Source organism: Agrobacterium sp. LR_9 (assembly GCF_041954855.1).
Taxonomy (GTDB): domain Bacteria; phylum Pseudomonadota; class Alphaproteobacteria; order Rhizobiales; family Rhizobiaceae; genus Agrobacterium; species Agrobacterium leguminum.
Map to the genome: position 1 here is coordinate 13,571 of NZ_JAVAYA010000008.1, position 12,672 is coordinate 26,242.

Annotated in this window: 12 protein-coding genes; all 12 read left to right on the top strand. The window is 61.3% G+C overall.

Going from position 1 to position 12,672, the window contains the following annotated elements; genetic code table 11:
• Positions 1 to 42: 42 nt before the first annotated feature.
• The 12 genes from RAC79_RS11490 to RAC79_RS11545 all read left to right on the top strand — a co-directional run bounded on the left by RAC79_RS11490 (position 43) and on the right by RAC79_RS11545 (position 12,591).
• On the top strand, positions 43 to 1,683 hold the full coding sequence (locus RAC79_RS11490) for an ABC transporter substrate-binding protein (RefSeq protein WP_374997007.1): 1,641 nt from the start codon (positions 43 to 45) through the stop codon (positions 1,681 to 1,683).
• A gap of 18 nt (positions 1,684 to 1,701) precedes the next feature.
• Positions 1,702 to 2,769, top strand: coding sequence for an ABC transporter permease (locus tag RAC79_RS11495; protein WP_137005550.1), 1,068 nt, complete (start codon positions 1,702 to 1,704; stop codon positions 2,767 to 2,769).
• Positions 2,766 to 3,698 (top strand): ABC transporter permease, encoded by a 933-nt coding sequence (locus RAC79_RS11500; RefSeq protein ID WP_080857872.1) that lies wholly within the window; start codon positions 2,766 to 2,768, stop codon positions 3,696 to 3,698. The genes RAC79_RS11495 and RAC79_RS11500 overlap by 4 nt, the downstream gene beginning before the upstream one ends.
• Positions 3,695 to 4,531, top strand: coding sequence for an ABC transporter ATP-binding protein (locus RAC79_RS11505; RefSeq protein ID WP_080857873.1), 837 nt, complete (start codon positions 3,695 to 3,697; stop codon positions 4,529 to 4,531). Before RAC79_RS11500 ends, RAC79_RS11505 begins: the two co-directional genes overlap by 4 nt.
• Positions 4,528 to 5,277 (top strand): ABC transporter ATP-binding protein, encoded by a 750-nt coding sequence (locus tag RAC79_RS11510; RefSeq protein WP_080858207.1) that lies wholly within the window; start codon positions 4,528 to 4,530, stop codon positions 5,275 to 5,277. Before RAC79_RS11505 ends, RAC79_RS11510 begins: the two co-directional genes overlap by 4 nt.
• A gap of 177 nt (positions 5,278 to 5,454) precedes the next feature.
• Entirely contained in the window at positions 5,455 to 6,357 is a 903-nt protein-coding gene (locus RAC79_RS11515) for a LysR family transcriptional regulator (protein WP_220318259.1), read from the top strand.
• A gap of 181 nt (positions 6,358 to 6,538) precedes the next feature.
• A complete protein-coding gene (locus tag RAC79_RS11520; RefSeq protein ID WP_374997008.1) occupies positions 6,539 to 8,074 on the top strand; it encodes an ABC transporter substrate-binding protein in 1,536 nt (511 codons plus the stop codon).
• Positions 8,075 to 8,286: 212 nt separating this feature from the next.
• Positions 8,287 to 9,237 carry an ABC transporter permease gene (locus tag RAC79_RS11525; protein WP_059760891.1) on the top strand — a complete coding sequence of 317 codons (951 nt, stop codon included), beginning with the start codon at positions 8,287 to 8,289 and terminating at the stop codon, positions 9,235 to 9,237.
• The gene (locus RAC79_RS11530) at positions 9,234 to 10,055 is read left to right on the top strand and encodes an ABC transporter permease (protein ID WP_374997009.1); all 822 of its coding nucleotides are present in this window, start codon (positions 9,234 to 9,236) and stop codon (positions 10,053 to 10,055) included. The genes RAC79_RS11525 and RAC79_RS11530 overlap by 4 nt, the downstream gene beginning before the upstream one ends.
• 53 nt (positions 10,056 to 10,108) lie before the next feature.
• Positions 10,109 to 11,506 (top strand): amidase, encoded by a 1,398-nt coding sequence (locus RAC79_RS11535; protein ID WP_374997010.1) that lies wholly within the window; start codon positions 10,109 to 10,111, stop codon positions 11,504 to 11,506.
• A 97-nt stretch (positions 11,507 to 11,603) separates the two neighbouring features.
• A complete protein-coding gene (locus RAC79_RS11540) occupies positions 11,604 to 12,170 on the top strand; it encodes a DJ-1/PfpI family protein (RefSeq protein WP_003523156.1) in 567 nt (188 codons plus the stop codon).
• 70 nt (positions 12,171 to 12,240) lie between these two features.
• Positions 12,241 to 12,591, top strand: a complete 351-nt coding sequence (locus RAC79_RS11545; RefSeq protein ID WP_078053235.1) for a ribbon-helix-helix domain-containing protein — start codon at positions 12,241 to 12,243, stop codon at positions 12,589 to 12,591.
• Positions 12,592 to 12,672 lie beyond the last annotated feature (81 nt).

Below are 12,672 nucleotides of genomic sequence, written 5' to 3' on the forward strand. Positions count from 1 at the left end.
TGAAGCGAACCAAATCAAGCTTATAACAAAAGGGGAGATCCTATGATCAAATCGCTCAACAAATCCATGCGTATTCTCAGCGCCAGCGCCGCTTTGTCGCTGATGATGCTGGCCGCGCCCCATGCTTTTGCCGCAACGCCGGCCGATACGCTGGTCGAAGGTTTCGCCATCGACGACATCATCACGCTCGATCCGGGCGAGGCTTTCGAACTTTCCGCAGCTGAAGTTACCGGCAACACCTACAGCAAGCTGGTTTCCATCGATCTTAACGACACGTCCAAGGTGATCGGCGATCTGGCCGAAAGCTGGACGACCTCCGACGACGGCCTCACCTATACGTTCAAGCTGAAATCCGGCCTGAAATTCGCGTCGGGCAATCCGGTCACGGCCGATGATGTGGCCTTCTCCTTCGAACGCGCCGTGAAGCTCGACAAGTCGCCGGCATTCCTCTTGACGCAGTTCGGCCTCAGCGGTGACAACGTCACCGAAAAGGCGAAGGCTGCGGATGCGAACACATTCGTTCTGACGGTCGACAAGCCCTATGCGCCGAGCTTCGTGCTGAACGTGCTGACCGCAACCGTCGCTTCGGTGGTCGACAAGAAATTCGTGACGGAAAAGGCCAAGTCGGTTACGCCGAGCGCCGATTACAAATACGATACCGATTTCGGCAACGAGTTCCTGAAGACCGGTTATGCCGGTTCCGGCCCCTACAAAATCCTCGGCTGGAAGGCCAATGAAGCGGTCATCCTCGAGGCCAACCCGAATTATTACGGTGAGAAGCCGAAGCTGAAGCGCGTCGTCTATCGCCACATGAAGGAAAGCTCGGGCCAGCGCCTGGCGCTTGAGAACGGTGACATCGATGTGGCCCGCAACCTCGAGCCGGGCGACATGGAAGCCGTTTCCAAGAAGGAAGGCCTTGCCGTCACCTCCGCGCCGAAGGGCACCGTCTATTATTTCAGCCTCAACCAGAAGAACGAGAACCTGAAGAAGCCCGAAGTCATCGAAGCCTTCAAATATCTGGTCGACTACGATGCCATCGGTGCGACGATCATCAAGGGCATCGGCGAAGTTCACCAGACCTTCCTGCCGAAGGGCCAGCTCGGCGCGCTTGACGAGAACCCCTACAAGCTGGACGTCGCCAAGGCGAAGGAGCTTCTCGCCAAGGCCGGCCTGAAGGACGGCTTCACCGTGTCCATGGATGTGCGCAACACCCAGCCGGTAACCGGCATTGCCGAAAGCGTGCAGCAGACGCTGGCGCAGGCCGGTATCAAGCTGGAAATCATCCCCGGCGACGGCAAGCAGACGCTGACCAAATATCGCGCCCGCACGCATGATATCTACATTGGCCAGTGGGGTTCGGACTATTTCGACCCGAACTCGAATGCGGAAACCTTCACCATCAACTACGACAATTCCGACGAGGGCAAGAACAAGACGCTCGCCTGGCGCAATGCCTGGGACGTTCCTGACCTGACCAAGGAAACCCAGTCGGCGCTTCTGGAGAAGGACAGCGCCAAGCGCGCCGCCATCTATGAAAACCTGCAGAAGGAAGTTCTGGCGAAGGGTCCCTTCGTCATCATCTTCCAGCAGACGGAAGTGGCAGGATATTCCGCCAAGCTGAAGGGCCTGAAGCTCGGACCGAGCTTCGACACCAACTTCGTCTACACCATTTCCAAGGAATGATCCGGAAGGATCGGTCTCTTGAGCATGGTTGAAAGCAACAGCAGGGCGAGGCACGGCAAACGCCGTGTCAATGCCCGCGTGAAAGCCGTTCTCGGCTTCGCCGTCACCGTCATCACCACCTTTCTGGGGCTGATGGCGGTCACATTCTTCATTGGCCGCGTCGTGCCGATCGATCCTGCGCTGGCGATCGTCGGCGACCGTGCGCCTGCGCATGTGGTCGAGCGGGTGCGTGAGCAGCTCGGCCTCAACCTGCCGCTCTGGCAGCAGTTCTTCCTTTATCTGAAACAGGCGCTATCGGGCGATTTCGGCACCTCCGTCCTCACCACCAATCCGGTGATGGAGGATATCAAGCGGGTGTTTCCGGCGACGATAGAACTTGCCACGCTCGGCACCATCATCGGCGCCGTCTTCGGCATTCCGCTTGGCGTGCTTGCCGCCGTCAAGCGTGGCAGCTTTGCCGATCAGGTGGTGCGCGTCATCGGCCTCATCGGTTATTCTGTGCCGATCTTCTGGCTCGGCCTTCTGGCGCTGCTGGTGTTTTACGCCCGGCTGCAATGGGTGGCTTATCCCGGCCGCATGGATATCGTTTATGAATTCACCTTCACGCCGGTCACGGGCTTCTTCCTGATCGACGCGATCTGGCAGCGGCAATGGGACGTGTTGTGGGATCTCTTCCGCCACATCATCCTGCCGGCCTGTCTGCTCGGTTATTTTTCGCTGGCCTATATCAGCCGCATGACGCGCTCCTTCATGCTGAACGAGCTTAGCCAGGAATATATCGTCGCGGCCCGCGCCAAGGGGCTTTCGGAAACCCGCATCATCTGGTTCCACGCGCTGCGCAACGCCGCCGTGCCGCTGGTGACAGTGATTGCACTCTCCTATGCCGGTCTGCTGGAAGGTTCGGTGCTCACCGAAACCATCTTCGCCTGGCCGGGGCTTGGCCTCTACATCACCAATTCCCTGCAGAATGCGGATATGAATGCCGTTCTCGGCGGCACGATCGTGATCGGCGCCATCTTCGTTGGCATCAATCTCTTCTCCGATCTGCTTTACCGGACGCTCGATCCAAGGACGCGCAGCCGATGACCCTTTCGACCGATACGATCAAACCCTATAGCCGCGAATGGCTGCTCTCCGACCGGCCGGCCTCGCGCAGGCAGGCGCGGCTTGGCCGCGCCTATGTCATCTGGCGGCGCTTTTCGGAAAACCGTCTGGCGCTGCTTGGGCTCGGCATCATCATCGCGCTGCTGTTCGTGGCGCTGTTTGCCGATGTTCTGGCGCCGCATAACCCGGTGCAGGGCGATCTGCGCAATGCCCGGCTGTTGCCGCCCGGCACGGAAGGTTATCTGCTTGGCACCGACGATCAGGGCCGCGATATTCTCTCGCGCCTCATTCACGGTTCGCGGCTGACGCTTTTCGTCGTGCTTCTGGTCGCCATCATCGCAGCCCCCGTCGGCCTCATCGTCGGCACGGTTTCCGGTTATGCCGGCGGCTGGGTGGATGCGGTTTTGATGCGCATCACCGATATTTTCCTTGCCTTTCCGAAGCTCGTTCTGGCGCTGGCGCTGGTCGCGGCGCTTGGGCCGGGCATTGAAAACGCGGTGCTCGCCATCGCGCTCACCTCATGGCCGCCCTATGCGCGCATCGCGCGCGCCGAAACCATGACTTTCCGCAATTCCGATTTCATCGCCGCGGTCAAACTCATGGGCGCGTCGCCCTTCCGTATCGTGCTGAAGCACGTCATGCCGCTCTGCCTGTCGTCGCTCATCGTGCGCGTGACGCTGGATATGGCGGGCATCATCCTCACCGCCGCAGGCCTCGGCTTCCTCGGTCTCGGCGCACAGCCGCCGCTGCCGGAATGGGGCGCGATGATCGCTTCCGGCCGCCGCTTCATCCTCGACCAATGGTGGGTCGCGGCCATGCCCGGCGTGGCGATCCTCATCGTCAGCCTCGGTTTCAATCTTCTGGGCGACGGTCTGCGCGATGCGCTGGACCCCAAGGAGGCGGGCCAATGAGCGCGCCGCTTCTGACCGTCCAGAATCTCCGCGTGTCCTTTCCCACCCGCACCGGGCTGGTGGAGGCGGTGCGCGGCGTGTCCTTCACGCTCGGCCGCGAGCGTCTCGGCATCGTCGGCGAATCCGGTTCCGGCAAATCGCAGACCGGCCGCGCCATCATGGGGCTGACGCCCAAAAATGCGCGCATCGAGGCCGATGCGCTGCGCTTCGGCGATATTGATCTGCTCAAGGCGTCTGCAAAAGAGCGGCGGATCATGCGCGGCAAGCGCATGGCCATGATCCTGCAGGACCCGAAATATTCGCTGAACCCGGTCATGACCATCGGCCGCCAGATCATGGAAACCCTGCGCACCCATGAAAAGATCGGTGGCGGCGAGGCGCGCCAGCGCACGCTCGCCATGCTCGAAGCCGTGCAGATACGCGACCCGGAACGCGTCTTCGATCTTTACCCGCACGAGGTTTCGGGCGGCATGGGCCAGCGTGTCATGATCGCCATGATGCTGGTCTGCGGCCCGGAACTGCTGATCGCCGACGAACCGACATCGGCGCTCGACGTGACGGTGCAGCTGGAAGTGCTCGACATTCTCGACAAGCTGGTGCGCGACCGCGGCATGGGGCTGATCTTCGTCAGCCACGATCTCAGGCTGGTATCGTCTTTCTGCGACCGCGTTCTGGTCATGTATGCCGGCAAGGTGGTGGAGGAACTGTCCTCGGCCAATCTGAAAGAAGCGAAACATCCCTATACGCAGGGCCTGCTGAACTGCCTGCCGGAAATCGGCGGCCACCGGCATCCGCTGCCGGTTCTGGAACGCAAGCCGGAGTGGCGCGCATGAGTTCAGTTCTTTCCGTTCGCGACATGGTGGTCGATTTCGACGGTTATATCGCGCTCGACCGCGTCAGCATCGATGTGGCCGAGGGTGAATCTTTCGGCATCGTCGGCGAGTCCGGCTCCGGCAAATCGACGTTGCTGCGCGCCATTGCCGGCCTTAATCATTTCGATGAAGGCTCCTTGATGGTGGCCGGACGCTCCTATACCGGCAAGCACCGCGACAAGAGCTTCTATAGCGACGTGCAGATGGTGTTTCAGGACCCCTATGGCTCGCTTCACCCGCGCCAGACGGTGGATGCGCTGCTGCTCGAGCCGCTGGTCATCCACGGTCTCGATAATCGCGAGCAGCGCATTGCCCGGGCATTGGACGAGGTGGGCCTCGGTTCCGGCTTCCGCTTCCGTTATTCGCACCAGCTTTCCGGCGGCCAGCGCCAGCGCATCGCCATTGCGCGTGCGCTGATCGTCGAGCCGAAAATCCTGCTGCTGGATGAGCCGACTTCGGCGCTCGACGCCTCCATTCAGGCGGAAATCCTCAACCTGCTGGAACAGGCCCGCAAGGATCGCAACCTCACCTTCGTCATGGTCAGCCACGATCTCGGCGTCATCAGCCATATGTGCGATCGCCTTGCGGTGATGAAAAGCGGCAGGGTGGTGGAAATGCTGGAGGCCGAGGCGCTGGAAAGCCGGGAATTCAGCGCGGATTATACAAGGCAGTTGCTGGTGGCGAGCGAGGGCTTCAAGCGCGTTTGAGGTGCCGCTATAGTCGGGTCAAATGACATCTTCCGTCATTCCGGCCTTGAGCCGGAATCCAGCGACCGCGCGTCTGCGCGGTCAGAGACTCTACTGCGATCAAGGACTTGATCGCGCTGGATGCCGGGTCAAGCCCGGCATGACGGACGGTGTCGGCCAAAACAAGGTATCCAGACCATGCAACTGCGCGCCCTGATGTATTTCGACGAACTCGTCCGCACCAATTCCATGCGCGCCGCGGCGGAAAATCTGAATGTCGCGCCGACAGCGGTGAGCCGGCAGATCGAGAACCTTGAATATTATTTCGGCTCGCCGCTGGTGGAGCGTTCCAGCCGCGGCGTGAAGCTGACGGCTGCGGGAGAGCTGCTAGCTGCCCGCGCCGGCAAGACGTTGCGGGAACTCGACCACGTCCACCAGCTCATCGATGATCTGAAGGGCCTGCAGCGCGGCCGCGTCACGGTCTATGCCAATGGTGCGACGGTGGCGAACCTTCTGGCGCCGGTGCTGGCGCAGTTCAGTCTGAAATATCCGAAGTTGCGTTTCGAGGTGCATATTACCAGCGCCCGGCAGGCAATGGAGGCGCTGGGTGCTGCGGAGGCCGATCTGGTCGTCAGCCTGTTTGCCCCTAAGCTTTCTGGCGTGAAAGTGCGCTCTCACACCCGCATCAGCTACGACGCCATCTTCCCGGCCGGCCATGCGCTTGCCGGGCAGACGGAAGTCTCGCTCAAAGAGCTGGCCAGCCTGCCGCTTGCTTTGCCGGACAAGAGTTTCGCGGCGCGTCAGGCTTTCGACACGCTGTTTGCCGATGCGGGCATCGAGCTTGATCCCGTCTTCATTACCAGCTCTTTGGAAATGCTGAAGGAACTGGTGCTGGGCCACGCCGCCGCCACGCTTTTGCCGGCGCTTTCTGTGGCGCGGGAAATCCGCAGCGGGCAGATGGTCGCCGTTCCGCTCTCCGGCAAGAAGGGCATCCATACTCAGATCGATCTCTGTGTCGCGCCCGACCGGCAATTGTCCTTCGCCGCCTCCAAGCTTGCCGATTTCATCGAGCGCTTCATGCGCGAGGCGACGGCGGGATAAGCGAGATGGCCGGCAATCTGCCCGGAAGGTTGATTTCCATCCGCATTTCCGTGTAGCCATTTCAGCTACACGGAGCACACAAAAATCGAGATTGTGTGTGCGCCTGCAACATGACACTCTTTTTGCAACGGGCGGTCTTCGGAAGGGCAAAAATGCTCCGGCCGCCAGACAGGGGACAATGATGCCACGCACTTATCTTTCGCAGGCGGCAACGCTTTCGCGCCGCACCGCGCTGACCCTTGCATTGGGCACGGCGCTCTGGCTGCCGCTTTCGGCAACGGTTGCCGAAGCCGCGCCGAAAACCGCGCTGACGCTTGGCATGGCCGTCGAGCCGGCCGGTCTCGATCCGACCATCGCCGCCCCCGTCGCCATCGGCCAGGTCACCTGGCAGAATGTCTTCGAAGGTCTGGTGAAGATCGACCGCGAAGGCAAGGTAAAGCCGCAGCTTGCCGAAAGCTGGGAAATTTCCCCTGATGGCAAGACCTATACGTTCAAGCTGCGCAAGGGCGTCACCTTCCATGATGGCGAGGCTTTCGATTCCACTGTCGCGAAATTTGCGCTGGATCGGGCGCGTGGCGAAAGCTCGGTCAATCCGCAGAAACGCTTCTTCGCCGCCATCGACAGTATAGAGACACCGGATGCCGCAACGCTGGTGCTGAAGCTTAAGCAGCCGGCCGGCAGCCTTCTCTACTGGCTCGGCTGGCCGGCCTCCGTGATGGTGGCGCCGAAAAGCGCGGAGAATAACCGCACCACACCAATCGGCACCGGCCCGTTCAAATTCGTGGCCTGGGCCAAGGGCGACAAGGTCGAGCTGCGGAAGAACGACGCCTATTGGGACAAGGCCGTGGCGGTGAAGCTGGAGAAAGCGACCTTCCGTTTCGTCTCCGATCCACAGGCGCAGGCCGCCGCACTGAAATCTGGCGATATCGATGCCTTCCCGGAATTCGGCGCTCCGGAACTGATGACCTCCTTCGATGGCGACGCGCGCCTCGGCACCTTCGTCGGCAATACCGAGCTGAAGGTCGTGGCGGGCATGAACAATGCCCGCAAGCCCTTCGATGACAAGCGCGTGCGTCAGGCGCTGATGATGGCTGTGGATCGCGGCACTGTCATTGAAGGCGCCTGGTCCGGCTTCGGCACGGCCATCGGCAGCCATTACACGCCGAATGACCGCGGCTATATCGATACGACTGGGGTACATCCTTACGATATAGACAAGGCCAAGGCGCTGCTTGCCGAAGCCGGTTATCCGGATGGTTTCAGCTTCACCATCAAAGCCCCGCAAATGGCCTATGCCCAGCGCACCTCGCAAATCCTGCAGGCGATGTTTGCCGAAATCGGCGTGACCATGACCATCGAGACCACCGAGTTTCCGGCGAAATGGGTGGCGGATGTTCTTAAAGGCGCGGATTACGACATGACCATCGTTGCCCATGCCGAGCCGATGGATATCGATATCTATGCGCGCGACCCCTATTATTTCAATTACAAGAACCCGACTTTCAACGAAGTCGTGGCGAATGTGGAAAAGACGGCGGATGCCGGCGAGCAGGAAAAGCTCTATGGCGAAGCTCAGAAAATCCTCGCGGAAGATGTACCCGCCCTTTATCTTTTCGTCATGCCGAAACTCGGCGTCTGGGACAGGAAGGTGAAGGGGCTCTGGGAAAACGAGCCCATTCCCTCGAATGTGCTGACGGATGTGCATTGGGAAGAGTGACGTTTGTCGATAGCCGTTTCTTCCTTCATGCCGGTCCCCGGGTCGAGCCCGAGGATGATCCGGCATCCAGCCAGCCCAAGTCCTTGGGCTGAAAGGGCTCTCTCCGCCGCGCAGACGCGCGTCGGCTGGATTCCGGCTCAGGGCCGGAATGACGGGAGAGAGATAACCGGACCTTCGACCGCAGGCGAAACAAAGCAAGGAGAAGATGCCAGATGTTAGCCGTCCTCATCCGGCGTCTTTTAAGCCTCGTCATCACCCTGTTTGCCGTTTCCCTCATCATCTATGTCGTCATGGGCCTGCTGCCGGGCGATCCTGCCGCCATCATGCTCGGAACCTCGGCGAGCCCCGATACGCTCGCGGCGCTGCAGAAGCAGATGGGCCTCGATCAGCCGCTGCCGCTGCGTTATCTCCACTGGTTGGCCGGCGTGTTTCATGGCGATCTCGGGCAATCCTATACCTATGGCGTGCCGGTGGCAGGGCTGATCCTGGAGCGGCTGGCCGTTACCCTGCCGCTTGCGCTGCTGGCCGTCTGCCTTTCGGTGGCCATCGCCATTCCGCTCGGCGTGGCGGCGGCGAGGAGCCGCAACGGGGCGCTGGATTTTGCGGCCGGGCTGTTTTCGCATGTGGGCATTGCCGTGCCCGGCTTCTGGGTTGGGCTGCTGCTCATCATCGTCTTTTCCACCACGCTCGGCTGGATGCCGGCCGGCGGTTTTCCCGGCTGGACGCCGAGCTTTTCAGCGGGTCTTACAGCGCTCATCCTTCCGGCGGTGGCGCTGGCGCTGTCGCAGGCCGGCGTTCTTACGCGCGTCTGCCGCTCCGCCGTGCTGGAAGTGATGAATGAGGATTTCGTGCGCACCGCGCGCGCCAAGGGCCTGAGCGAGCGGGTGGCGTTGTGGCGCCATGCGGTGCCGAATGCGATGATCCCTGTCGTCACCATGATCGGCCTGCAATTCACCTTCCTCATTGCCGGCGCGGTGCTGGTGGAAAATGTCTTCAACCTGCCGGGTCTCGGGCGGCTTGCCTATCAGGCGCTGACCCAGCGCGATATCGTCGTCATGCAATCCGTCGTGCTGTTTTTCTCGGCGCTGGTGATCGTCATGAATTTCGTGGTCGATATTGCCTATCTCTTCATCGATCCGAGACTGCGGGCAGGTGCGCGATGATGCGATTGATCCGCCGCCGCCCCGCCTTTGCCGTCGGCATCGCCGTCACGGTCTTTCTGGTCGCAGTCGCCCTGCTGTCGCTGGTCTGGACGCCTGTGTCCCCCACAAAGATGCAGATCGTCCAGAAGCTGAAATCGCCGTTCGTTTATGGCGGTCTCGGCACAGATCATTTCGGCCGCGACGTGTTGTCGATGCTGATGGCCGGCGCGTGGAACTCGCTCTCCACCTCCATCGCCGCCGTCGCCATCGGCGCATTTATCGGCACGACCATTGGCGTTGCGGTTGCGGCGCTGCGCGGTTTCATCGAAACCGTGGTCATGCGCATCTGCGACATCATCTTCGCCGTGCCGCCCATCCTGTCGGCGATGATGCTCGGCGCTTTCATCGGCACGGGCCGTTTTACCGCCATCATCGCCATCGCCACCTTCATGGTGCCGGTCTTTGCCCGGCTGACGCTGGGGGCGGCGTTGCAGATATGGTCGCGGGAATATGTCACCGCCGCCACCAGCATCGGCCAGAACCGCGCCAAGATCACGCTTTTCCACATCGTGCCGAATATTTCCAACCAGATCATCGTGCAGGTGACGATCCAGCTCGGTCTTGCGATATTGACGGAAGCAGGCCTTTCTTTCCTCGGTCTCGGCATGCCGCCGCCCGCCGCCACCTGGGGACGAATGCTGGCCGATGCCCAGACCTATCTCGGCACAGCACCCTGGCTCGCCATCATGCCCGGCCTTGCGATTGCGCTCGCCGTCTTCGGCCTCAATCTTCTCGGCGATGGCCTGCGCGACCTGCTGGACCCGCGGGATACCAGCTGACCGTTTCAAGCCGATATCGCCCTTATTTCCTGTTTTTCTGACGAGACGATGCCATGACCGATCTCATAGACCTCAACACGCTCGAAATCCTGGCGCTTTACCGGGAGAGGAAGCTTTCGCCATCGGAATATTGGCAGGCCGTGGAAGCGCGTATCGATGCTTTCGAACCGGTGGTGAACGCGCTTTACGCCTACGATCCGGAGGATGCACGCAGGCAGGCGCTGGCCTCGACGCAACGTTGGCAAAAAGGCGACACGCTTGGGCCCCTCGATGGCATTCCGGTTTCGCTGAAGGAATTGATCGCCACGAAAGGCCATCCGGTGCCGCTCGGCACCAAAGCGGTGGAACTGGTGCCCGCGGTAGAGGACGCGCCGGTGGCCGCTCGCTGCCGTGAGGATGGCGCGATTATTTACGCCAAGACGACCTGCCCGGATTACGGCATGCTGTCCTCCGGCCTTTCCAGTTTCCACAAGCTCAGCCGCAATCCGTGGGACCCCACCCAGAACCCCGGCGGCTCCAGCGCGGGTGCGGCCTCGGCCGGGGCTGCGGGTTACGGCACGCTGCATGTCGGCACGGATATTGGCGGCTCGGTGCGGCTGCCGGCGGGCTGGACCGGCCTGTTCGGTTTCAAGCCGAGCCAGGGCCGCATCCCGGTCGATCCCTATTATACCGGCCGCTGCGCCGGGCCGATGACACGCACCGTTGCCGACGCCGCCTATGCCATGGCGACGCTTTCCCGCCCTGACTGGCGCGACGGCACGGCGCTGCCGCCCAACGATATCGACTGGATGGACCTCGATATTAATGTGAAGGGCCTGAAAATCGGCCTGCTGCTGGATGCCGGCTGCGGCCTGCCGCTGGACGAGGAGGTGCGCGACGCCGTGCTCTCCGCCGCGAAACTGTTCGAGGCGGCTGGCGCCATCATCATCCCTGTCGAGCCGGTGCTGACGCGGGAAATGCTGGACGGGCTGGACGATTTCTGGCGGGCGAAGTTCTGGGGCGATATGACGGCGCTGAGCGCGGACCGTCGCGCCGCGATCCTTCCCTATATTCATGAATGGGCGCAGAAGGGGGCGGATGTTTCCGGCGCGCGCGCCGTTTTCGGTTTCAACCAGACCATGGAAATGCGTAAGGCTTGCGGGCGGTTGATGCAGTCCGTTGATGCGGTGATTTCACCCGTCAATCCCATCGTGTCCTATCCGGCCGACTGGGCCTCGCCCACCAATGATCCCGAGCGGCCCTTCGAACATATAGCCTTCACGGTGCCGTGGAACATGTCGGAGCAGCCGGCCTCCTCGATCAATTGTGGCTTCTCCAGATCGGGAATGCCCATCGGCTTGCAGATCGTCGGGCCGCGTTACGAAGATTTGTTCGTGCTGAAGCTTTCAAAGGCCTTTGAGAGTTGGGGCGGCGGTGTGCGGCGCTGGCCGCAGCCGCCGCAGGCCCGCTGATCCCAGCTTTATCGACCCTGTAGTATTGCCATAATACCCGCATCTCGATCCCGCCTGTTAGGGTGCCCAAAGGCATTCGAAAACGGGAGGAGCAGACATGCCAAAGAAGATTTTGATGATCGCCGGCGATTTCGCCGAGGATTATGAGACCATGGTGCCGTTCCAGACGCTGCTCGCGGTCGGCCACACGGTACATGCCGTCTGCCCGGGCAAGAAGGCGGGCCAGACCATTGCCACGGCCATCCATGATTTCGAGGGCGACCAGACCTATTCGGAAAAACGCGGCCATAATTTCGCGCTCAACGCCACCTTCGCCGATATCAAGGTTGCGGATTACGATGCGCTGGTCATTCCCGGCGGTCGCGCGCCGGAATATCTGCGGCTCAATGCGGATGTGCTTTCTGCGGTGAAACATTTCTTCGAGGCCGACAAGCCGGTGGCCGCCGTCTGCCATGGTGCGCAACTGCTGGCGGCTGCGGGCGTCCTGAAGGGCCGCACCTGCTCGGCCTATCCCGCCTGCCGCCCTGAAGTGGAACTGGCGGGCGGCACCTATGCCGATATCGCCATCGATGCGGCCGTTACTGACGGCAAGCTGGTGACGGCGCCCGCATGGCCGGCACATCCGGCCTGGCTTTCGCAATTCATGGCCGTGCTCGGCAAATGAGACCGGCGAAACGGGGCTTTTTCCGGCCTCGTTTTCCGCCTATCTTTCAGGCGTGGTGAGGGAGGAAACCATGTGCAAGCTTTTCATCAAGGCAGACCCGACGCTTTGGGAGAGCCATACGCGGTCGCTCAGGATCGATGGCATGGTCACCAGTGTCAGGCTTGAAAACTTCTTCTGGTCGACGCTGGACGAGATCGCGCGGCGTGACGGCATGAACAGCGTGCAGCTCATCGCCAAGCTTTATAATGAATCGATCGATGCCGGGCACGATCTGGGCAATTTCACCTCGTTCCTTCGGGTCTGCTGCGGGCGTTATCTCGCGCTTCAGCTTTCCGGCGATATTCCGGCGCGCAGCGATATTCCGATTGCCGCGCTGGATGCGGACAGCATTCTTGAGGCGGAGAAGGTGAATTACCACTAGGGCACGTTCGTTTTTTATGTGCCGGGGCATCCCCTCAACCTCATTCCTGTGCTTGTCACAGGAATCCAGCCGACGCGCGTC